Here is a 23150-nt window from a genome sequence, read left to right as displayed (position 1 = left end):
TCTCAATTAGAAGAGAAAGGGTTCTGTTGCAAAGTTTCCGAAGACACAAAGAGATGGGGAATATTGTGGGCCAGTTTTATGAAACTATTAATAATTCATGTAATGCGTTATACGTCGAAAAAACGAAGTTTGGTTGAAGACTTTGAAATCCTAAAGAACGGGAGAATCGACGTTTCACATGTCGGTGATCTTGCTCAATGATATTATTGAGATACTTGATTGTACGATGAAAGGTATTTTTGTAAAGACCTATCTCCTTTAATTTTTTGAATGCGAAAGCTAAAGAAGGGGCCTTATCTGTCGTCAGAACAGTTGGTTCTCCAAAAGTTCGAACAAGTCTTTTCATAAAAGCATATGCTGCTTGTGTGTCCCGTTTTTGACGAAGTTGAATAACAAGTGTTTGTCCCTTTTTATCAATTGCTCGATATAAATAACACCATTTCCCTTTCACCTTGACATAGGTTTCATCCAAACGCCAAGATAACAATATGTTTTTGTTTTTCTTCTTCCAAATGTGATAGATAAGCTTTCCATATTCATGAACCCAGCGCATGATAGTTGTTGGATGAATAGAAATACCACGTTCTTTGAGAATTTCAGACACATCGCGATAACTTAAAGAAAAACGACAATAGTAGCCAACAGCTATTAAAATAAGATCCTTCTTGAATTGGTTCCCTTTAAAATATCCCATCTGTGATTCTCCTCGTTTTCTTTTTCGAAAGTGTAGCTTAGTTTAGAAAACTTTGCAACAGAACCCTAATTTTCATATAGGATACCGTCATATTGATAAAAAGACGTTATCCTTTCCCATGATTTCTCAGAAAGAATAACGTCTTTTTCATTTTAGGGGGTATTTTGTCTTGTTAGGTTGATAGTACCCCCATAACGAAATTTTCTACTAAACTGTAACAAAAAAGCTCAGTTTTTCATTTTGGGGTAATTCTGAATTCTTAAGTTGATGGGCATGGGACTGAACCCCTAATACTTTATTTTAATAATGACTCTTTTCATGAAATAAAACTCAGTTATCAGTCTAAACCATTTTTTAGATTTAACAATAACAAGTATGCATTTTTACCTTTCAGATAGTCTCTTTTATTCTAATTTCTTCATTTCTTTCAGCCGTTCTATATCCTTTTCTGAAGCCTTTTCTATTTTATACAGTTCATAGCTACCCTTTATCTCATTTATCACTACAAATTCAATTTCATTCCGAACATAGCTTTTAGTTTTTCCCTTTTTATAACCAATAACATTATCTAATATAGTTTCCCCACTATCTTTTTTATATAAGTTATAGCTAACAGGTGGACGACCAATTACATACTTATTATCAGAAAATCCGACTATATCATCCCTCCCTAATCCTGTCGAAACACTCCAGACAAAAATAATCTGAAATATAGAATAAACAACAATACCGCTTAAGAAAAAAAATAGGATTGATTTAAAAAATAACTTTAAAGGTATCCTGCCCAAAAACTATTCCCTCCCATTTCATCTCGGGATAGCAAGAACAAACCGTGAATTTTGTACGCTAAGGAACCGAATTTTTTAGATTGTTGAACTTAATCCCCCGTTAGTACCATAAGAAAAAGAGTTACCGCAGTAACCCCATTGTTTATAATACACGTCATTGGGAGACGCTATGGATGAATATAGTCAATCTATGAAATTCCCCATAATCTTTTAACCTCCACCAATTCCTGTCCATTGAATTCCATTCTGTATATATCTGGTTTTGATGTATGTAGTAAAAAATTCAAATCATACTTACTGTCATAATACCCCATCATCAAAGTCATAACAGCTCCATGAGTGCCTAATACTACTTTCTGCCCTCGATAGGTGTTTAATAATTCTTTTAAGACTTTTATAGCACGTTTCTGACAGTCGACATTAGACTCTCCTCCCGTTAAAGCAAATTCGGGTTCTAAGAATGACTTTGTTATCAAAGGAAATAATTCTTTATCCGACATTCGTTCCTCTTCAGCAATAAAAATTCTCTCTTTTAAGTCTTCAAATACTAAAACTTCTTGTCCTATTTGCTTCGCTAATTGCTGAACAGTTAGAATTGAACGATTGTATGGACTTGAGATAACAACGTCAATTCCCTCACCTTGTAATACATCTGTTATTCGTTGAACTTCTAATTTTCCTTTTTCCGTTAATCCTCTCGCTCTTTCTTTTCCAGATTTCGGTGAATCTCCGTGTCTCACCATATATATGAAAGTTTTCATAATTACCTCCAATTTTTTAGGTTTCTGTATTCCATATATAGCTTATATTAATTAAAAAGAACTTTCCCAGTGACCATAACTAATACTCACTATAAATCCTTCTGTATGCGATATCTTAGATACATTTCTTTACAATTCCGTGAACGTAAATGTATTAAAACAAAAGAACACGTAAAATGGAGAGCTAAAAAAGACGCGTTCTGTTCTAGCTCTTTTTTCATTTTCTAATTAATAATTCGTTTACATATTCACGAGCCCAATGATCGGCGTCTAATACTGTTTCCAAATCTGGCTTTGCAATGCTATGATGAGCTTCAAGAGTAGAATCAGGGTGAGTTGCAACTTCAATTAATCCATCTGTTCCATATGTGACTTTTGTATCTGTAGGAATTCGCTTCCGAAGAGCATCTGCTAATTCTTTTGTACTTACGCTTACAATTCGAGGGTAAAATGTATATATTTATTTTTCAAGAAGGTCAATATTGTGATTTGCTGTTAAACCAATAATTTTAAAATGTTCCGGATGTGAAGTGACTACATCTAATGCAGACGTACCAATTGAGCCAGTTGAACCAAGAATTGAAATATATTTTACCATGATAATTCCTCCAAAGTTGTAGAATCCCTTTTTGCAAACCTAGATATAATTAGACAAAAAAGATAAAATTCCTTCTTTTATAAAAAAGAAACAACAGGAATTAAGCGAATATAAAGTAATTGGTTCTGTTGCAAAGTTATCCAAAACATAGAGAATCTAGGATTGCATTGTTAAATGGTTATGCAACCATTAATAATTCCTGTAATTCGTTATACACCGAAAAGGCGGAGCCTATTTGAAGAGTTCGCCTTTGTTTGTATAGGGCATGAATGGTTTCAATGCCTTTTATTGTGACGTCATCTTTTTCCAAAGTGTACTTGAATTTCGAAAACTTTGCTACAGAACCACTTTTATTGTATATTTTAGAGTTACTTTATGTTTACGTCTAGAACATGTTAAAATAACCACGTATGCAAACTATATAAAGAGAATAAGGGAGTCATGAGCTTGAAGAAGGTATTGAAAGGTTTATTATGGGGTACAGGCTCAATATTTGGTGCTTTCGCGGCGTTTATTACGTATGTGGTAATTACGGATGTGAAGCATAAGGATGTTGAGAAGTTGAAAGTGGCAAATAATAACGAGCGCATTCTTAAGGTTGGGGAAGAGTTTAAGGCGACAACGTTTAATATTGGCTACGGCGGTTTAGATAAGGATCAAGATTTCTTCTTAGACGGAGGGACGGGTTCGCGCTCTAGTAGTAAAGAGCAAACAGAAAAGAATATCAGCAATATGCTGTCTTTCTTACAAAAGGAAGATTCTGATTTTATTTTAGTGCAAGAGATGGATGAGAAGTCACTTCGTTCATTTGATGTGAATCAGTATAAGGCGTTTCAAGATGGGCTGAAAGATCATGCGTCTACGTTTGGTTATAACTTTAATGCGCAGTGGGTGCCGGTGCCAATTAAGAAGCCGCACGGATATACGAACAGTGGACTTGGTTCGTTCTCAAAATATAAAGTAGAAGAAGTGACGAGATATCAGCTTCCTGGAAGAGAAATGTGGCTTCGTCAATTATTCGAATTAGATCGAGCGATTGTTGAGCAGAAGGTTCCAGTTGATAACGGGAAATATTTACGAATGGTGAATGTTCATTTATCTGCATATGATAAGGGCGGAAACATTCGAAAGCAACAAGTTGAGTTTTTGAAAGAGTATATGAATAAGCATTATAAAAATGGCGATTATCTCGTGCTTGGCGGAGACTGGAATCAGCTATTATCTGATGTGCAGTTAAAAGATCCAAAGTTTAAAGAAGAATGGCCAGAGTGGTTAGTACAGCTGCCAGAAGATTTCACTGATGGTGGATTCCAGTGGGCTGTTGATGATACTGTTTGGACAGTTCGTGATAATGTAAAGAGCTATGTCGAAGATGAGAACTTTGTTACGATTATCGATGGATTTTTAGTGTCTCCAAATGTGGAGATTGTGAGCGTACAAGGGCATGATTTGAAGTTTGAAAACAGTGATCATAACCCGGTTAACGCAGTGTTGAAGTTAAAATAGTAGGGGAAGACAACGGAATGGTTCAAGAGAGAATGTGTGCAAGAAGAGTGTAACCATATGTTGTCTGAAGTCTTATCCAATGTAAATAATCTCGGCTCTTTCATTCATTCCATTAATGGATGAATGAAAGAAATTGCAACGCATCAGTTTTCTCTTTCCTGACTTTTATAAAACTCATCAATTACTTATTTGTAGATGGATATACTTCGAATTAATGTTCTGAATATTCAGCTCGAAAAATATCAATTTACTTTATCTAACAATTATGTAAAACTATAACCAAGCTGAATTCTTCTTTAAAACTTTCCCCTAATAAAGATTTAAAGACAATTCTGTTTTTATTCGAACTTAAGAAAGAAGCCAATTCCTATACAAATTGGCTTCTTTCTTATGAATTCACGCTACAACGTGAATTCATACTCTTTTTCATCTATAATCTTACCACATCATCAACATTTTTACGATATTTTTTCCGAAAATTCAAACAAAATGGTTCATTTTGATGAAAGGTATTTTTGTAAAAGTCTATCCTCTGTAATTTTTTAAATGCGTAAATTAAAGAAGGAGCCTTATCTGTAGTCAGAACCGTTGGTTCTCCATAAGTTCGAACCAGTCTTTTCATAAAAGCATATGCCGCTTGTGTCTCTCTCTTTTTACGCAGTTGAATATCAAGCGTTTGCCCCTCTTTGTCAATGGCACGATATAAATAACACCATTGTCCTTTTACTTTAATATAGGTTTCATCGACTCTCCATGAGTCATTTATTGATTTAAGGTGATATCGTACTTTCTCTTCTAATTGAGGCCCATATTGATGAACCCAGCGCATAATCGTTGTGTGAGCAATTGATAAGCCTCTTTCCTCCATCATTTCCACCAGGTTACGAAAGCTCAAATTGTACCGTAGGTACCACCTTACTGTTAATAAGATGAGTTCCGGCTGATAATGCTTCCATTTGAACAAATTTTCCTTTTCCATACTGATCACACACCTTTTCTAGAGTAGTAATATCAGTATATCCAAGTTTAAAAGATTTTTTTGCACCAGAACCTCCAAAATTATCTTTTATAGTTGAAGTTTTCCAAATAATAAGTTACATTTTTAAAGTTCAAGCAACTTTATGACAATACAAAAAGGGGAGAAATATTGTTATTATGCCAAAAATGAAATGGAAGAACTATGTATGTTATTTTGTTATTCTTATACTTCTTGGAACAGCAGTAACAGTCAAACCAGCTATCTCTAAAGCTGAGGAATCTGATGTTAATATTACATTATTGGGTACTGCAGATATTCATGGTAGATTTATGCCTTGGGATTATGCGCTTGATGGTGCAAATATGAGTGGAAGTTTAACGCAGCTTTATACGGTTATAAAGAAGGTACGTCAAGAAAATCCAAATACCATATTATTAGATGCCGGGGATACAATTCAAGGAAACTCAGTAGAATTATTCAATGATAAGCCACAATCTCCAATGATGGTAGCGATGAACGCAATGGGATATGATGCTTGGGCATTTGGAAATCATGAATTCAACTTTGGATTAGATACATTGAAAAAAGTTAGTGAGCAATATAAGGGAAAGACGTTAGCAGGAAATATTTATAAGGAGAATGGAGAGCGTTTTCTTCCTGCATATACGATTGTTGAAAAAGGTGGAATTAAAGTTGGGATTATTGGCATGAATACACCAATGATTAGTGATTTTGAAAAAGGGACAGATCATTTGGCTGGTTTAGTAGTGAAAAATCCAGTAGAAGAGACAAAAAAGGTAATTAAAGAATTAGAAGGTAAAGTAGATGTAATGGTAGGGCTTATGCATATGGGACTAGAAAATGAGAATGGAATCCCTGGTACTGGGGTTCAAGATATTGCGAATGCTTGTCCGGAAATAAGCGCTATTTTTGCAGCTCATATGCATAAACTTGTTAAAAAAGAAGTTGTAAATGGTGTTATTATTACAGAACCAGATAAATATGGAACGCATATCTCACGTATTGACCTTACTTTTACAAAGCAAGATGGGAGGCTGGTTTTAAAAGATAAAACAGCTACCGCTTTACCTGTAAAAAATGCTGATGGAACAACGGTATTATCTGATCCTACACTTGAAGCAACACTAACACCTTTTCACGAGTATGCGAGAGGAGATGCAAATGTTGTAGTCGCTCAATTAAAGGGTAGAAGTCTTGTTCCTGAAAATGAAATAAAGGGTATTCCAAGTGTGCAAATTCAAGAGACATCTTTATCAGATTTTTTTCATGAAGTCATGCTCTATTACAGCAAAGCAGATGTAGTAGCCCATCAAATTGATAACGATTATGCCCGTTTGGATGTAGGTCCTATTAAGAAGAAAGATATTGCATATAATTACCAATATGCTTTGGGAGAAATTACAGTATATAAGATAACTGGGAAAGATTTAAAAGACTACATGGAATGGGCGGCAGGGTATTTTAACTCATCTCGTGCCGGAGATGTAACAGTTAGCTTTGATAAAACCCGCCGTGCGTCTAAATACAGTACGAACGATTTCTTTGGAGGCGTAAAATACGAAATTGACTTAACAAAACCATATGGAAGTAGAATTACAAATTTACGATCTATTCGTACAAATAAACCAATCAAAATGAGCGATGTTATGACGCTGGGAATGAATGCATATAGAATGGAGGCTCTTCAGGCAAAAGGGGGAGCTTTAGAGGGACGTAAGTTTGAACAAATTTGGTCATCTAAACAAGAGAATGCATTCGGAGAAACAGGTGGAACCATTCGTAACCTTGCTATTACATATTTAAAAGAGGTAAAGAATGGTGTATACACGCCAAAAGTTATGCATAATTGGAAAATTACCGGTGTAGATACACATTCTTCAGAGCATAAGGCTGTAGTGGATCTTGTAAATAAAGGAATTTTAGAAATTCCAAAAACAGAAGATGGAAAATATACAAATATAGCATCTATAAATACTAAAGATTCAATTACAAAAGAAGAGATTGTAGCACTCTCTCAAAAAGCTAATATGAATCCGAATCAGTTTAATCATGTAAAAACAAAAGGTGAATTTTACAAAAAACTTAATAGGATTATTAAAAAAATATAAGAAAAATCTGGTGCAAAAAAATCTCTTAAACTTGGATATACTTGTAGCTTTAAAATAAAGTTGGATTAAATTATTACTAATAACCTTGATATAAAGACAAATCTAAAGAGCATGTTTTGAAAAAAGATTGATCAAAACATGCTCTTATTTAATGTACTCGATTCATTTCTTTATAAAAAAGTTTGATAATTTTATTGGGTCTGTTGCAAAGTTTTTTTACACATAGAGATATGGGAAGATTGTGGTCAAATTTTATGAAACCGATAATAAATTCTGTAATTCGTTATACGTCAAAAAGACGGAGTCTGATTGAAGACTTCGTCTTTTTGACGTATATGGCATGAAGCGTTTCTATCCCTTTTATCGTACGTGAGGCATGACGAAGACTTTGAAATCCTAAGGAACGAGCGAAACGGCAAGCGGGTACACTCCGCTTGCCGTTTTTTCATAGCTTCGTATGTATTTGAATTCCTTTCGCTTTCTCTTCTTCACCCTTCACGCGTACAATTAAATCATATGATCCGGATTTTGGCGCTTCAAAAGAAAGCAAACCTTCTTTTGGAGAAGTGACTTCTTCTTCATAAATGACCTTATCGTCTTTTGTGACTTGCAATAAAATCGTACCTTCTTCAACGGCTGCCTCATAAGGAATTTCCACATTTCCTTTTTCAGCTTTAATCGTTTGCACATCGTGATACCCTTGCAGGGAGCCAATTTTTAAAGTCGTTTCGCCATTTTTTTGAACCTTTGTGACTTTTGTTACTGTATTGCATGCGCTTAACAATACAACAAGAGTGAGAATGAGAAATGAACGTAGCAATTTCATAGAGATTCCCCTTTCTTTTTTATCATTATAAAATTTTACCATTGCGGTAACTATTTTATCACTTTTTGATAAGCCAACATACTCATCAAAATTAAAAATTGTTATTTACTGATAACCTGTATGACATCCGCATCCTGTCAGCCTAATAAACTCCCGTAAGTTTACTTAATCTACATTTCTTTTTGTAAATTTTAATACAGATTCTCTTGAACGTTCGATTTCATTTTTATTTTCATTATAGAACTTTGACACATACCTTAATATCATCATTTGTTTTTGAAATGACTGATACATTTTTTCAATAATCCGTAATGCTATCGCAATTGCCATAACCGCATTCTTTTTCTGATAATAATACCAATCATTAGCTAACATCATTTGAGCCTTTATCACCTTATCGCTCATTACTTCACTCTTTAAATACTTCCGCTCAATAATTTCCCTTTGCTCAATATGGGGTACCACCCCACATCCATCAACTTAAGAAAACAAATCCACCCCAAAACGAAAAAAGTGAACTTAATTGTCATGAATAAATGTGGCGTAAAAAATGTTGTTATGGGTGTATTTCGAAATCTTAGAGAGAATAAAAAAAGATATTGTCATATTCTTAAATCTGTAATATAATGAATTTATATAATTCTTAATATTCAGAAATTTAAAGAGGAGGAATTATTATGGCAATCGCAATTGCAGTTTTATCATTTTTAGGTGGAGTAATTCCGTTAGTAACAACTCTATTAAAAGCATTCATGTAATCTTTACTTCTTTACAATGAATTATTATCTTACAAATGATCTGTTTATCAAAGCTAAATTGATGCACAGATCATTTGTGTGAGTCTAAATAGTAAAAAGGCTTATTTTCCTCACAAGGACTAAGTCTTTTTTATGCTTTCTTGTGAAAAATATACAAATTTACTTCTTCTCAAAATACACAGCTAGAATCATAGCACTCTCAATATGTTCATGAATTATATGTAATAATAACATGAGTTTCATTTTATTATAGTTAATTAATCCCAAATATAAATATAGGTCATTAAGTAATGAATGCCTCATTCTTCTCTATTTACCTATATCTATATTTTTACTAATTTATTATGATATCGACATTGATTTAAAGTGTTTTACACGAAATAAACAAATGGGATTTTTTGGTTGATACAAGAGTAATAAACGATTTTGTTTTCGTAATTCACAAAATTTTCAAAATTAAAATCTTTAAATGTTAATATTTGTTATATAATAAACCTATCAAGAAACATCCCTATGTTTTTCTAATATGCCTGTTAAGATAGTTTGTGTTACCCTTTTTGTCACCTTACCTTAAAAAGAACTTGTAGTGATTCCTACAAGTTCTTTTTGTTTTTTAACTTATAAAACCTACAATAGATCTTTAAAAATCTAAAAATTTTATTTGAAGTCAAAGTTTATATAAACTTAGTTTGATGAGCATAGGAAGGCACTCTAAAATAAACATTTTTTGTGATTTCAATCATTTTGGGTTCTGGTGCGAAAACTTCAAGATAATTGCAAGTAATCTCTAAATCTTGGGCATACTGATACTATTACTCTAAAAAGGTGCGTGATCAGTATGGAAAAGCGAAATTTATTCAAGTGGAAGCATTATCATCATAATATTATTTTGCAAACAGTAAGATGGTACCTATGGGGCAACTTGTTTTACTGGACAAGTCTGTCCAAAATCAAGTGAAGTTCATCCATCAACTATTTGGAATTGCTGCTTAAGACTAGATTCCACTAGGAAACTTTTCGCCTCTTTATATCTTTCCTAAGTATTTGCACCAGAACCCCCAGAATCGTTTCCGTACCCCATATATACATAATTACTTTTCGATCTACAGCAAGAACCCTATGATTCAACCTATGTTAGGATTTAAATCTTTTTACACAGCTAAATCCACGATTTCTGGTATTGAAGCGATACATATGATAAAAAACAGAAACTTATTTTACGGGACCAGTCTGTTCAAAATCAGAATATCTTTATCAATCAATTATTTGGATTAGCTGGATAAAGGATGATTCCGTTAGGAATTTACCCTCCCTTTCATTTTCCGTTATATATTTGCACCAAAACCCTTTGATATCATATTCCTCTTTAATTAGATAAGAAAGAATAACGTCTTTTTTCATTTCAAGAGAATTTCTTTTTTAGCATAATAACGATGTAATTCTATCCCTCTATCAAATTTAAAGTTTCACTTCGAAGTGTATTATTATCTTTAAATATTCCTTTATATGACGAAGTTATAGTCATTGAACCAGGTTTTTTCACACCTCTCATTGTCATACACATATGCTCAGCTTCAATTACAACAATTACTCCTTTTGGCTCTAAAGTTTCAAAAATAACATTTGCTAATTCATTGGTTATTCTTTCCTGCAACTGTGGTCTTTTACATATGGTTTCTAAAGCTCTAGCTAATTTGCTTAACCCAGTTACTTTTCCATTATTAGGAATATAACCTATGTGGGCCCTTCCAAAAAAAGGTACCAAATGATGTTCACACATAGAATAGAACGGAATATCTTTAACTAATACCAATTCTTCATGATTTTCATTAAATATTTTTAACAAATGTTCAGAAGGGTTTTGACCTAAACCTTGAAAAACTTCCTTATACATTTTTGCTACTCGCTTTGGGGTTTCCAAAATACCTTCCCTATTAATATCTTCTCCAATTGCTTCAAGAATCATTTTTACTGCTACTTCAATTTTGTCAGTATCTATTTCTACACTTTGGATTGTTTTTAAGCTCATATATTATTTCCACCTTATTAATTTATTCATAAAATGCTCTTATTTATACGCCTCGTTTATTTCCCCATACTAAAGCATGAAGTTGAGGTAATACTTTCGCATCATTCATTTCTTTACACTGTACAGCTTTTTCAATCAACCGCTCATATTTCTGTAATAAGTTTTTAATAAGCGCTGCATCATCCACCGTTTTCGTATCATCGTTCCCAACTTGTAAGAAAAATGGTACTTGCGGATATCGCTTGTGCACCTTTACTGCATATTCAAAATCATAATCTTCAAATACGACTACTTTTAAACTAAAATCTTTTCTTTCTAATTTATGAATAACAGAATCTAGCATCGTAAAATCTGTTTTCATCTTCGAACTTGGTGGTTTAGGCGAAATGGTCACTTCATCAATTTGAAGTAACCATTCTTGCCACTTACTCCCTTGCGTCTCAATCGCTGTACGAATTCCATTCTCTTTTAATACAGTAAGAAGAAACTGAATATTTTTCAGCAAAACGGGATTCCCACCTGAAATTGTAACGTGAGAAAAATTTTCTCCACCAATTCCAACAAGTTCATTCCAAATTTCTTCTGGCGCCATTTGTCTAATTTGTTCTTTTGTTGAGCCATCCCATGTAAAGGCTGAATCGCACCAAGAACAGCTATAATCACAACCTGCTGTGCGAATGAACATCGTTTTTTGCCCGATAACCATTCCTTCTCCTTGAATGGTTGGACCAAATATCTCCAAAACAGGAATCTTACTCATCGAGTATCCACTCCCGTCTTACTTCTGCATAACTCGTTGGTGTTTCAAAGAGCCGTATGAATTCGACACGAGCTCCTTTATATTCTTCTGCTCGATTCCCTTTTGTTAATGCTTCCGCCATCTTTTCATAAATCCAGACGACCATATTTTCCGCAGTCGTATTCATCACTGGTAATGTTTCATTTAAATAGCGATGATCCAAATAAATCTCTATTTCGTTTTTCCAAATTTCTTTTATATCTCCAAAGTCAATTGCAAGTCCAATGTCATTTACATATCCACTAATACCAAATACAACTTTGTATGTATGACCATGTAAATTTTTACATTTCCCTTCATAACAGTGTAAATGGTGTGCTGCATCAAATGTAAATTCCTTGCTGACCATTACTCTTTTATTATGGTATTTTAATTGCTCACGCTGAATATCCTTGTCCATTTTTTGCAAATTTTCTACAATGCGAAATCCGAAAAAGTTTTCCATTATTCATTCCCTCCTTCGCGTTCTTGTAGATACGTATCTAAACCTGCTTTACGAAGTTGGCACGCTGGACATTCACCGCAACCATTACCAATGATTCCGTTATAACATGTTAAAGTTTTTTCTCTAACAAACTCGAATGCTCCAAGTTCATCTGCTATTTTCCATGTCTCTGCTTTATCAATCCACATAAGTGGTGTATGAATGACAAACGGATAATCCATTGATAAATTTAATGTAACGTTTAACGATTTCACAAATACATCACGGCAATCTGGATAACCACTAAAATCAGTTTCACATACACCTGTTACGATATGGTGTGCCCCAACTTGTTTTGCTAATACAGCAGCAAATGATAAGAATAGTAAATTTCGCCCATCTACAAATGTCGATGGTAATTCACATTCTTCGTGTGTAATCTCCATATCTGTTCTTGTTAACGCATTTGGAGCTAGCTGATTTAGTAGGCTCATATCTAGCACTGTATGTTTAATGCCAAGCTCGTTCGCAATTTCCGCTGCACAATCAATTTCTAACTTATGACGTTGATTGTAGTTAAATGTTACAGCTTCCACCTCCGCAAACTGTTGCATTGCCCAAAATAAACATGTTGTGCTATCTTGCCCACCACTAAAAACAACTATTGCTTTATCATTAGAGTACATTTTATTCTCCCCTTAACTACTTGCACTGTTATAATATCTTAAGGCAAACTTCCAAAAATAAATTGAAATAATAAAAAATCCAATAGAATAACCCATTAACACGAATACATCGTTTAGTTCTAATCGACCAATTAAAGCATAAGTTGGAATATTACTAACAATAACAATAGGAAAAACAAATAAAAAAACAAATCGACTTATTCCTTTATATAAGGAAGATGGGTATCTAAGTAATGTCATAGTACCAAGAAATAACTCATGCATACCTTCAACTTTGGTTAACCATATAGATAAAGTCATTAAAATAAACCACAGAGAATACGAGAGTAAAATCCCTAAAAACAATAGACCCAAGAAAGAAAATCCATTTACAATACTAACACTCTCTCCCTTTTGTAATAATGCATAACTAATTAACAGTACGGCTGGTAAACAGTTCCCTAAATTCCCTAAATCAAGCTTTCTTAATGAAACTAGAAACTGACTATTGATAGGTTTAAACAATATATGATCTAAACTTCCTTGGTTAACTAAACTCGGTATATACGGTAGATTATTAATAAAAAGAGTAAACATCAAAGATTTTATCAACTCACTTGTTCCAATTAGCAAATAAATATCATTTGTATTCCAACCATTAATATTACCAAAACTATCAAATATACTATTAAAAAATATTAATGTAACAATGAACCAAACAACGCTATCTAATATATTTAAAAAAAAGTTGACTCTATACATCATAATATTACTTAAATTAATTTTAAGAATTGCTTTTAACATTTTTAAATATCTAATCATATTTATGCACCAACAGATTCATATTTATTTAACCCCTTCTTCCAAAGTACTCTAATAAGGACATAGAAAACTAAAGACCATATCACTTGTAAAATTAATCCATTTACAATTTCAGTGCCACTTAAATTTCCTAAATATACATTTACCGGAAAGTGAATCAAGTATGAAAAAGGTAAAAACTGAGTTATTGTATTTAACGGGGCTGGTAAAAATTCAAGCGGAATAAGCGATCCAGATAATAATTCTAATACTATATCTACAGTAAAGAAAAAGGATGATATCTCTACAAAGTAAAATGAGAAGAGTGATATCAAATAATAAATCATATAATATAGTATTAATGCTCCTACTATTGAAAGAATGAACAGGAAAGTATATTTTAAAGTAGGCAAAAGGAAATAATCCCTGTTCAGGAATATTATCGGTATTATCGGTATCACTGACATCAGTACCTGAATAATTTTGTTACCTAAATTATGACTAAACCAATATCCAAAATATGAAAATGGTTTTGTAAGATATTTTGATAATTCACCGGATTGTATTTCCTCATTTATCGACCAGTGCATTTCAGGAATTAGTAAAAGTTCAATTAACTTAGCAATTATTACATAAGTAATCATCATTTCAAGAGTATAGCCTTGAATATTGTTTTGTGTTTCAAAGAGAGAATGCCACAATAGTATTAAAGCCACAAGCGGTATTAAACCAAAAATCATATATAATACAACATTCATGCGATACTGAAAAACCGCTTGAAATGAAAGCATCATTGGTTTTAAATACTTCTTCATACTGTTATTTTCACTCCAGTCGATTCCATTGAATAAATATCTTCAATGAGGTCTTGTGATGACATTTCAGTCAAATTGTAGTCAATAACATTGAATTCTTTTAATATGCTAGATATGGTCTCGTTCACTAGCTTATCTTGAATTTTTATTGTTACACTAAATTTATCCGATTCTTTAACTTCTCCATATTTCTTAAGATCTTGAGAATTTATTTCATTCTCAAAGCTAAGATATATATATTTATAACTCTTAATTTCTTCTTTTATTTTTTTGAAATTGTTATTAAAAACAACTTCTCCATTCTTCAATATTATTAATTCTTCACATAACTCATATATATCTGGGAAATAATGGCTAGTTATTATAACTGTTGTATTTCTTTCTTTGCAATAATTCTTGAGAAAATTTCTAATATTCTTTTGAGCAAGAAAATCCAATCCAATAGTCGGTTCATCTAAAAATAATATCTTAGGTGAGTGTAAGATTGAAGCAATTAACTCACATTTCATTCTCTCTCCTAACGATAGATTCCTTACTGGCGATTTAAGAATTTCTGATACCCCAAGATTTTCAGCTAATTCATCTACATTCTTTCTAAACTCTGTATCAGACAGTTCATATATTTCTTTATGTAATAAAAATGTTTCGTAAGGGGAAAGATCCCACCATAACTGATTTTTTTGGCCTAAAACAACGCCAATTGACTTTAAAAAATCTTTCTTCTTATTATGGGGGTTAAATCCATTTACCAAAATTCTCCCGGAAGTTGGTTTAATTAACCCAACCATTGCTTTCATTAAGGTAGACTTACCAGCACCATTCGCGCCAATAAGCCCTATTATTTTACCTTCTTTTATTTTGAATGACACATCACTTAAAGCAGTAACCTTGACCTTTTCTCTTTTAAATAAACTCTTGAAAGAGTTTATTAATCCTTCTTCAATTTTTACTCTTTCAAAAGTTTTTGATACATTTTCAATTTCAATGATATCCATCTTCTCTCTCCTTCTTACTACTTACTTACCACTCTAAAAACTTCTGCAAATTGCACTCCTGCCTGCATACCTCTATAAGAATTTAACCCCAAAACTCCATCAACCAAATTTAATGTTTTAAGTTGTGATTCGTATTTTTTAATTGATGCTTTTTTCAGTTCAATAAACCTGGTAATATCTTTTACAACCTGATAGTTTTTCATGGGAGTCCATACTTCATACTGTAAACACATCCTTATATAAGGAGCACAATCCTCTTTTAAGAACCCTGATTGACACAGGAATATTGCTTCTGATACAACTTCATTTACTATTCGATGATCCCTATCACTTTCCATATCATGGGGGAAATAAATAAAATTAGGCTTATATAGAGAGATTTCGTGAATAATTTCTTCCACAAAATCTAAAGAATACACAAGTGATCTGTCTGGTTTCTTTAAAAATTTGACATTTTCTTTTTCTATCCCTAATGTATTACAAGCTTTTATACACTCGTTCTCTCTATTTGAAACAATTTCATTTAAATCCCCTACACCTCCAGATAAATCTCCTTTTGTAATTATTATTACTTTTATATGTTCACCCTTACTAATAGCTTGAGCAATTGTTCCACCACAGCCAATGACTTCATCGTCATGGTGTGGCGCTATAACTAAATGTTTTTTTACTATATCCTTCATTCAGCATCACCTTTATTGAACAGGTAAATCATTTACCTATTATTTTAATTAAAAATTATTTACTCTGGAGTCCCTATACTAACTGGATACATTTTATTTCCACTAGAAAAATATACTTTTTTAAGAGCGTCTATTCGCACTGTATATCATTAAAATTCTCCCCTTACTTCCTACATTCATACACCATAAATTCACTATTCCTCCCAAAAGGATTTTTATTGTAATCACCATAAAAATTTTTTATATTGAATCCTTCTATTTCTAAGAGATACTGCATTTCGGATGGTAAAGTATATTTTGCAAGAAATCTAAATTCTTTTTTACTTAAGAAATTATCTGCTATGTCATAAACCTCAAAATAACAAGTGGTTTCAATTATTTGCTTATAATGATCTGCTTTTACGACATCCCATGATTTAACTTTATAATTTTTAAAATTCTCCCCTTTAATAGGACTATTTCCTCCATCACTCACTCTCTTAGAATAAGGAAGAATAGTTGGAGGTGTAATAATATCGAAAACAAAAATCCCGCCTTCTTTTAATAGTAATTTAATATTTCTAAGAGCTAATTTTTGTTGTGACGATGTAAGTAAATATTCAAATACACCACCAGACATAAATATAAAATCAAATTTTCTTTCAGACTTAAAATCTGTAGCAGAAGAAACCTTAAATTCTATTTTATCCTTAATATTTGGCATCTCATCTAGCTTCTTACTAGCTTTTTCAATCATTCCTGCTGATATATCAACACTAGTTACATTAGCGCCTTTTTCAGCAAGAATAAAAGATAATCTACCAGTACCGCACCCCAAATCTAAAACTTCATCATTTGGTTTTACCAAACCACTGTAAAAATCAAAAATACCATCAGGTTCTGGGATGATAATGTCGTATAATTCGGAAATTTCATCGTATTGTTGCTGCATTGTTTTCCTCCTTAATGTATTTCTTTTTCATATCCCCTATAAAAGGCAATCTGCCAAAATATGAGATAGAAAGCAGTTAAATAACCGTATTTTTTCTTGATATACTTATATGAGTTAATAATCGACCTTAATTTATTTTTAGGTTCATAATAACCATTTTTTTGTTGTAAAACCCCACGTGCATGACCTATCCCATAATTAAATGAACTTTTCAAATCTTGCTTAATGCTTAACTCTGGATGAATAATTCTTGCATTATCATCATATAAAATCTTAAGACTTGCAGATTTAACTCTAATATCAAAATCATAATCCTCTGTCCAAGATAAATTCTCATCAAAATAATATCCATTTACCTTCGCTAAGATTCCTTTATTAAATGCCAATGGAGGTGAATATGCATTTTTTTTGCAAGTATGTATATGTCTTGCACGTGCAATGATTTTTCCAATTTTGCTGTTAAATGAAAACATCACTCTTCCTTTAGCTAAAGATCCTGCATCTAATAATTTATATAACTTATTGATGGTACCTGGCATAAAAACACAATCTGAATCCATAATTAACACATTATCTTTACTAGAAATTTCAATTCCATAATTATATGCTTTTGCTAAATTAGGTGTAGGTAATTCGCCAATTACTGCATCGCTAGAATAGGCGATTTTTTTTACTTCTTCGGTTGCACCATTTAAAACAACGACAACCTCTACATTTTCATCAATACTCTTTAAACACTTTTCTAATCTAATATCGTTATAAGCTGGTATTACAATTGATAGATTCAACATATCTACTCACCTTATTTAAACAATTATCCATACTACTCAGAACTTCATCTAAACAATAAAATTCCCCTGAATCCTTTAACTCGACTAATTTATCTTTATTATTTCTATATGTTTCTATATCTGGGGTTAAAAGAAAAGTAATTCCTAATTCCTTACAAATATCTTTAATTGCAGGAGCCATTGAATATTTTTTTACCGGTACACCATATTGTACTACTACATCGTATGAATTTGATTCTAGGTATCTCCTAATTCTTTGTATTAATACATCCCTATATTCTTTCATCAATTCTTCGTAAATTACTGGATCCTCAATATCTTCCATCCAATCGTATGCACAAAAAGTAGGGTTCATTTGGTATTCATATGGTATAACTCCCGCATTTGATAGAATAATTGGATGAACCATAGGGTATTTATTTGTAACTTGTCTAATTTTTTTACCAATATATGAAAAGTCATATGGTTTAGCCCAAGTACAAACTTGTAAAAAAGCAATTCTTTTCCCCTGAGGCTTTTCGTAATAATCCCCACAAAAATATTCCTGCCATGTATTGAACTCTTCATGCTGAATATACTTTGAGCAAGCTCCTCGTTTAAAAATTGTTTCCTCTTTTATTAAATCTAATAGTATATATTCTGGGTAGTTAGGATAACTTTTTTTATTAAGTAACAAACCCTCTATCATTCCATCTTTTAGATTAGAATAATTTCTATTTCTCAAAATCTCTCCTCCTTTATTTAATAATCAAAAATGAACCTAATAAAAGGGCATCCACCTCTGATCCATAAAATGACCTAATAGCATCACTTGGGTTACAAATAATTGGTTCTTTTCCTACATTAAACGATGTATTCATAACTGCAGGAATTCCTGTTTTCTGGTAAAAGTTGCGGATTGTTTCATAATAATCAGAATTCATATCCCTCGTAACTACTTGAGCCCTTGTTGATCCATCAACATGAACAATTGCTGGAACTAAATGATGTACCTCTTTTTTAACAGTAGAATTTAACAGCATATAAGGGTTATTTATTTTTTCTTCTAATACTACAGAAGCGTTTTCATCTATGATGCTAGGAGCCAATGGTCTCCATTGCTCTCTTTTCTTAATAGTATTTACTTTATTTAACATATCCCTCCTCTGAGGGCTAGCTATTATGCTTCTATTTCCTAAAGCTCTAGGGCCGAATTCCATCTTTCCATAAAATCTTCCTATTACCTTATTTTGAATTAATAACTCGGAGCATTTATCATATTTGTTAGAGCCTAATTCTATATATGATAGATTATATTTTTTTAATATATTTAAGATACTAGAATCAGGAAATTCCGGACCAGAATATACATGATCTTCAGTGAACTTAGGCGTTATACCATTTTCGGCAAGAAACCATGAAGCTGCTCCAATACTTACCCCACTATCTGAAGCACCTGGTTGAATGTACAAACTATCCACTTCTGGTAAATCAGCTATCATTCTATTCGCTATACAATTTAATGCTACTCCTCCCGAAAGACACAAATTATCTATTCCAGTTAGATTAATAGCTTTTTTTACAAGCTTAACAATTGCTCTTTCCAAGGCTGCCTGACCTGAGGCTGCAATATTTTTATATCCCATTACCGATGAATCCATTAATAATATTGAATCTATTGGATTATATTCATACTTAATATAATTAGGAGCAATCTTTGTTATACTATTAATAACTTTTATCCAATCTTTTAATACCAAAAAATATTTACCATTCATACTAACTGTATTTTTATTTGGTTTCAAAGGGTTTTCCAGTATATCAGGAAATTCAAATATTTCTTCCCCATATGAAGATAGGCCCATTAACTTCCCTTCATTATGCCTCCCTAAACCTGAAAATACAGTTAATGCTTCATAAAAAATACCTAAAGAATGTTCCAGCGGGTATTTTTCTAGTACTTCTATTTTATTACCTTTTCCTTTTGCTATCGTTATTGACTCTTCTTCTCCACTCCCATCAATAACTATTAGGGTAGCTTCATTGAATCCCGAACTAAAAAACGCACCAGAAGCATGTGCCAAATGATGAGAACACATATGAATTTGGGGATCTTTATCTCTCTTAAAAATTCCCTTCGGAAAAACCTTTTCAAGACAATCTTCTTTGTTAAGCTTCTTTGAATACTTCTCAAAATATAATTGCTCTACATCCCAACCCATAACAATATGATCTACTTCATTTGGAGTAATTTCAGCTTCCTTTAAACAATAAGCTATTGAATTATATGGAATTTTATCTAATGCCTTTTTTTGACGAATAAATCTTTCTTCTTCAGCTGCAGCTATTAATTTACCATTATAAAATAAACACGCACTTGCATCATGAATATCAAAGTCCCACCCATTGACTCCTAAAACATACATTATTTTACCTCGCAGTTATTTTATATTTTTCTTCTAATCTCATAATATTCTTGCGGAAAGAGGGTTGGTTTATCTATTAATCGTACAAAAACTAACATGTCTGTTTGAATATACAAATTATGATATGTACCTTTAGAAAAACCAATGCTATCTAAGTCCTTTTTTATTAATTCTTCATCAATGTAAGGCTCTTCAGCCACTTTATAAGAACTTAAATCGTGAATAATTTCTTTTAAATAAAAACCTAAAGATGTCAAGAAATTCTGCAAATAAACCACCCTATTACCTAATCTTTTAACACTTATATTTAAAAAAATTAAATCACCCTTTTGACCTTTTAATAATTCATTAGCTCTATTTAACCACAAATCTAACCCTCTACCATCATCTATAGGGTCACAATGTATTGCATCATACTTATTCCTTAAATCTTCCATAACTTCATTTCTAACATCAAAATTATAAAACCCAATATCATTGTTTGTATGTTTCAAATATTCAATCATTTCTTCGTCAATATCTCCTACATCTATTTCTCTGTTTTTATATTGTTTAAGGGCTAAACTTGTATAATCATCATCTCCACAAAAAAAGATATTTTTATTAGACGATAACTCTTGATTTATTATTTCAGCTCTCCTCAACGAACTATCCCAAGTAGCTTTAAATTGAGCATATTTTTTTTTGTTTATTTTATTCTCATATCCTGTATTACGAAGAGGGGTTGGTTCATATAAAATACTACTTGTTAACTCTTGTGAAAACCTTATTTTATTTTCTATAATTTCAACTAAATTTCTTTCTTTTAATACTTTTAATAATCTTAAAGCCAAACTTAAAGTCCCAGTTATTTTGACTAGATCATCTAAAGTATCTACAGTATTAATGGACTTCCAAATTATAAATTCGAATTGTTTTTCACTAATTTCATACCATTTTTTCCAAAAATTCAAAAGTACCCCTCTGTTTTTTAATTTTGGTACTTTATCTAACTCTTCTTCATAGTCTAATTCAATAAATCTTTCATATAATAAAATAATCTTATTTTCTTTCATTCTGTATACCCTACCTTAAAAAAAGTTACATATACAGTTAAACTGCATATGTAACCTCCTTATTTTAAAACTTAACCTAATGTCTTGCCTGCACGAATTAGTAAATCCTCTTCATCTAATTCAAGATCTTCAAGCTCTAACATTTCTTCATGAATATATTCCTTTTCCATTTCACATTCCCCCCTTATATAGATAATTGTGTAATTCAAATATTTGCAACAGAGCTGCACCACCAATACTACCATAAAAATAGAATTTTCTGATTAATAAAAAATTTATATTTGTGGATAAAATTCATTCAGAAAATTAAGTAAAATTTTTCCTGATAAAACAATACCAGGAATAATTATGGGTATTTTTATTATCATAATTTATATATTAAGATTTTTAAAAAAACCTAGTATAGAGCCCTTTTTTAGAAATTTTTGTCGTTTTTTTTATTTATAAATTTTTTGAAAAATATTTATTTTTGGGATTATTGGGGGATTTTGTGCTAACAAATACCAGTGAATTATCATAAAAATAGAATGAAATGGAGGCGTTATTATGGGTTCTGGTGCAAATATATGAAGAAGAACGCGGATAATAGTATATTCCTAGTGAAATCGTATTTTATGCTATAAGTCCAAACACTTGGTGGATGAACTCTTTTTGATTTTGGATAGACTGATTCCGTAAATCAATCTGTCCCTTTTTTATCATATGCATGGCTTCAACACCACTCAATATAGAAGTTGCAGTTTTAAATGACTCTATTATTTTTCAAACAACTTTATTATTCGTGAACACGTATTTTTTTTCACTTTAAGAAGATTTCTTTTTGTTAGCTTGATAGCGATGTGGCGGTACCCCATGCCAATCAAACTAAAGCGAAATTGTATCCATAATACGAAAAACACCTCCATTAAAATCATAACTGATACTTACGATTTAGAGAGGTGTTTTTTATTGTCTCTTTCTCAGGGGGCACTCCAATAGGAAAGGATGACGTATTTTTTCATTTTAGGGAGCTTTTTGTTTTATTAGCTTAATAGCGTCGGATTGCCGCTGGAATTCCAAAAACCCAAAAATCATTTTTTAGAGTAAGTTGGGGGTTTTTGAACCAGAAAGATATATGTTTACTATAAAAACTATGACAAAATTTATCCGTTTTTCCTTTTTGCCTACTCGCTAAATTCAGCAAGTAAAATATTTTTAAAAGGGTCAGGACTGTTAGCTTTACCCATGCTGTTCAAATTGACGGCCAACGTATGCTTGCCCCCAATTGTACCTCCAGCAAGAGTAGAAAACCCTGGAACGCCACCCGTGTGTCCCCATATCGAGACACCGTTTGGAAGCTTAATTTCATAGATTCCAAGGCCATATCCATCGATTCCTTCTCTTCCTGTAGGAACTGTAGTAAGCATTTGTTTTAGTTGCTGTTCCTTCAGTAATTTACCACGGAGTAAGTAAGAGAAGAATTTGTTTAAGTCGTCAGCAGTAGAAATCATATCTCCATCCGAGCTACCTGGGTTAGAATAAGTAACGTCTTTTAGCTCACTTGCTCCGTCTGGTTGTAAATATCCACGGGCATGCTTGGTGCCTGGAATAACGCTTGAATTGCCCGGTAGGAATGTATTCAACAATTCAAGCGGTTCAATAATCCGATTTTCAACCTCTTCCGCATAGCTGTTTCCAGTTACTTTTTCAATAAGGATACCCAGTAATACGTATCCTGT

Annotated in this window: 21 protein-coding genes and 8 pseudogenes; 5 read left to right on the top strand and 24 right to left on the bottom strand. The window is 32.2% G+C overall.

Annotated features, from left to right (window positions below):
• Positions 1-76: 76 nt before the first annotated feature.
• The 5 genes and pseudogenes from BPMYX0001_RS29080 to BPMYX0001_RS34440 form a co-directional block, all read right to left on the bottom strand.
• Positions 77-694, bottom strand: a complete 618-nt coding sequence (locus BPMYX0001_RS29080) for an IS6 family transposase (protein WP_006097721.1) — start codon at positions 692-694, stop codon at positions 77-79.
• 404 nt (positions 695-1098) lie between these two features.
• Positions 1099-1482: a hypothetical protein gene (locus BPMYX0001_RS29075; protein ID WP_006097720.1), complete on the bottom strand. Its 384-nt coding sequence runs from the start codon at positions 1480-1482 to the stop codon at positions 1099-1101.
• 188 nt (positions 1483-1670) lie between these two features.
• On the bottom strand, positions 1671-2243 hold the full coding sequence (locus BPMYX0001_RS29070) for a histidine phosphatase family protein (RefSeq protein ID WP_033799587.1): 573 nt from the start codon (positions 2241-2243) through the stop codon (positions 1671-1673).
• A 316-nt stretch (positions 2244-2559) separates the two neighbouring features.
• Positions 2560-2841, bottom strand: a pseudogene (locus tag BPMYX0001_RS34445) (1-deoxy-D-xylulose-5-phosphate reductoisomerase); the annotation flags it as partial.
• A 178-nt stretch (positions 2842-3019) separates the two neighbouring features.
• Positions 3020-3133, bottom strand: a pseudogene (locus BPMYX0001_RS34440) (IS6 family transposase); the annotation flags it as partial.
• Positions 3134-3288: 155 nt separating this feature from the next.
• On the opposite strand from BPMYX0001_RS34440, the gene BPMYX0001_RS29060 reads away from it, so the two are divergent.
• On the top strand, positions 3289-4347 hold the full coding sequence (locus tag BPMYX0001_RS29060) for an endonuclease/exonuclease/phosphatase family protein (protein ID WP_078211810.1): 1059 nt from the start codon (positions 3289-3291) through the stop codon (positions 4345-4347).
• 529 nt (positions 4348-4876) lie between these two features.
• On the opposite strand, the pseudogene BPMYX0001_RS29055 reads toward BPMYX0001_RS29060, so the two are convergent.
• Positions 4877-5326, bottom strand: a pseudogene (locus BPMYX0001_RS29055) (IS6 family transposase); the annotation flags it as partial.
• Positions 5327-5502: 176 nt separating this feature from the next.
• Between BPMYX0001_RS29055 and BPMYX0001_RS29050 the strand changes: the two are divergent.
• Positions 5503-7455, top strand: coding sequence for a bifunctional metallophosphatase/5'-nucleotidase (locus BPMYX0001_RS29050; RefSeq protein WP_006097715.1), 1953 nt, complete (start codon positions 5503-5505; stop codon positions 7453-7455).
• Between the two features lie 252 nt (positions 7456-7707).
• Here the strand turns inward: BPMYX0001_RS29050 and BPMYX0001_RS34435 are convergent.
• The 3 genes and pseudogenes from BPMYX0001_RS34435 to BPMYX0001_RS29040 form a co-directional block, all read right to left on the bottom strand.
• Positions 7708-7870: pseudogene (locus BPMYX0001_RS34435) on the bottom strand (IS6 family transposase); the annotation flags it as partial.
• Between the two features lie 30 nt (positions 7871-7900).
• Positions 7901-8281, bottom strand: a complete 381-nt coding sequence (locus BPMYX0001_RS29045; protein ID WP_033799586.1) for a BA_1872 family lipoprotein — start codon at positions 8279-8281, stop codon at positions 7901-7903.
• Between the two features lie 165 nt (positions 8282-8446).
• Complete coding sequence (locus tag BPMYX0001_RS29040) at positions 8447-8686, bottom strand: hypothetical protein (protein WP_231398863.1); 240 nt, start codon at positions 8684-8686, stop codon at positions 8447-8449.
• Positions 8687-9868: 1182 nt separating this feature from the next.
• Between BPMYX0001_RS29040 and BPMYX0001_RS32560 the strand changes: the two are divergent.
• From BPMYX0001_RS32560 to BPMYX0001_RS34430, 3 pseudogenes are all read left to right on the top strand, one after another.
• A pseudogene (locus BPMYX0001_RS32560) lies at positions 9869-9970 on the top strand (IS6 family transposase); the annotation flags it as partial.
• A pseudogene (locus BPMYX0001_RS35110) lies at positions 9943-10032 on the top strand (IS6 family transposase); the annotation flags it as partial. The pseudogenes BPMYX0001_RS32560 and BPMYX0001_RS35110, both read left to right, overlap by 28 nt.
• A gap of 129 nt (positions 10033-10161) precedes the next feature.
• A pseudogene (locus BPMYX0001_RS34430) lies at positions 10162-10322 on the top strand (IS6 family transposase); the annotation flags it as partial.
• A 158-nt stretch (positions 10323-10480) separates the two neighbouring features.
• Here BPMYX0001_RS34430 and folE read toward each other — a convergent pair.
• The 15 genes and pseudogenes from folE to BPMYX0001_RS28970 form a co-directional block, all read right to left on the bottom strand.
• Entirely contained in the window at positions 10481-11068 is a 588-nt protein-coding gene (folE, locus tag BPMYX0001_RS29035; protein ID WP_006097712.1) for a GTP cyclohydrolase I FolE, read from the bottom strand.
• A gap of 43 nt (positions 11069-11111) precedes the next feature.
• Positions 11112-11828: a 7-carboxy-7-deazaguanine synthase QueE gene (queE, locus tag BPMYX0001_RS29030; protein ID WP_018767833.1), complete on the bottom strand. Its 717-nt coding sequence runs from the start codon at positions 11826-11828 to the stop codon at positions 11112-11114.
• Positions 11821-12312 carry a 6-carboxytetrahydropterin synthase QueD gene (gene queD / locus BPMYX0001_RS29025; protein WP_006097709.1) on the bottom strand — a complete coding sequence of 164 codons (492 nt, stop codon included), beginning with the start codon at positions 12310-12312 and terminating at the stop codon, positions 11821-11823. Before queD ends, queE begins: the two co-directional genes overlap by 8 nt.
• The gene (gene queC / locus BPMYX0001_RS29020; RefSeq protein ID WP_006097708.1) at positions 12312-12977 is read right to left on the bottom strand and encodes a 7-cyano-7-deazaguanine synthase QueC; all 666 of its coding nucleotides are present in this window, start codon (positions 12975-12977) and stop codon (positions 12312-12314) included. Before queC ends, queD begins: the two co-directional genes overlap by 1 nt.
• Positions 12978-12989: 12 nt before the next feature.
• The gene (locus BPMYX0001_RS29015; RefSeq protein WP_006097707.1) at positions 12990-13778 is read right to left on the bottom strand and encodes an ABC transporter permease; all 789 of its coding nucleotides are present in this window, start codon (positions 13776-13778) and stop codon (positions 12990-12992) included.
• A 2-nt stretch (positions 13779-13780) separates the two neighbouring features.
• Complete coding sequence (locus tag BPMYX0001_RS29010) at positions 13781-14572, bottom strand: ABC transporter permease (RefSeq protein WP_018782253.1); 792 nt, start codon at positions 14570-14572, stop codon at positions 13781-13783.
• A complete protein-coding gene (locus tag BPMYX0001_RS29005; RefSeq protein ID WP_006097705.1) occupies positions 14569-15567 on the bottom strand; it encodes an ABC transporter ATP-binding protein in 999 nt (332 codons plus the stop codon). The genes BPMYX0001_RS29010 and BPMYX0001_RS29005 overlap by 4 nt, the downstream gene beginning before the upstream one ends.
• A gap of 17 nt (positions 15568-15584) precedes the next feature.
• Positions 15585-16250, bottom strand: a complete 666-nt coding sequence (locus BPMYX0001_RS29000; protein ID WP_003203739.1) for a PIG-L deacetylase family protein — start codon at positions 16248-16250, stop codon at positions 15585-15587.
• A gap of 163 nt (positions 16251-16413) precedes the next feature.
• Complete coding sequence (locus BPMYX0001_RS28995) at positions 16414-17181, bottom strand: class I SAM-dependent methyltransferase (protein ID WP_006097704.1); 768 nt, start codon at positions 17179-17181, stop codon at positions 16414-16416.
• A gap of 11 nt (positions 17182-17192) precedes the next feature.
• Entirely contained in the window at positions 17193-17972 is a 780-nt protein-coding gene (locus tag BPMYX0001_RS28990) for a glycosyltransferase family 2 protein (protein ID WP_033796905.1), read from the bottom strand.
• A complete protein-coding gene (locus tag BPMYX0001_RS28985; protein WP_033799585.1) occupies positions 17938-18696 on the bottom strand; it encodes a DUF5591 domain-containing protein in 759 nt (252 codons plus the stop codon). Before BPMYX0001_RS28985 ends, BPMYX0001_RS28990 begins: the two co-directional genes overlap by 35 nt.
• 13 nt (positions 18697-18709) lie before the next feature.
• The gene (locus BPMYX0001_RS28980; protein WP_006097701.1) at positions 18710-20377 is read right to left on the bottom strand and encodes a carbamoyltransferase family protein; all 1668 of its coding nucleotides are present in this window, start codon (positions 20375-20377) and stop codon (positions 18710-18712) included.
• Between the two features lie 20 nt (positions 20378-20397).
• Positions 20398-21432: a bis-aminopropyl spermidine synthase family protein gene (locus BPMYX0001_RS28975; protein ID WP_006097700.1), complete on the bottom strand. Its 1035-nt coding sequence runs from the start codon at positions 21430-21432 to the stop codon at positions 20398-20400.
• A 612-nt stretch (positions 21433-22044) separates the two neighbouring features.
• Positions 22045-22185 (bottom strand): annotated as a pseudogene (locus tag BPMYX0001_RS31910) (IS6 family transposase); the annotation flags it as partial.
• A gap of 410 nt (positions 22186-22595) precedes the next feature.
• Positions 22596-23150, bottom strand: a 555-nt coding sequence (locus BPMYX0001_RS28970) for a serine hydrolase domain-containing protein (RefSeq protein WP_033799584.1), incomplete at its 5' end; no start/stop codon positions are given.

The organism is Bacillus pseudomycoides DSM 12442, assembly GCF_000161455.1.
Lineage (GTDB): Bacteria > Bacillota > Bacilli > Bacillales > Bacillaceae_G > Bacillus_A > Bacillus_A pseudomycoides.
Note: the sequence above shows the minus strand (reverse complement) of the source record. Positions and strands in the feature narration are given on the sequence as shown.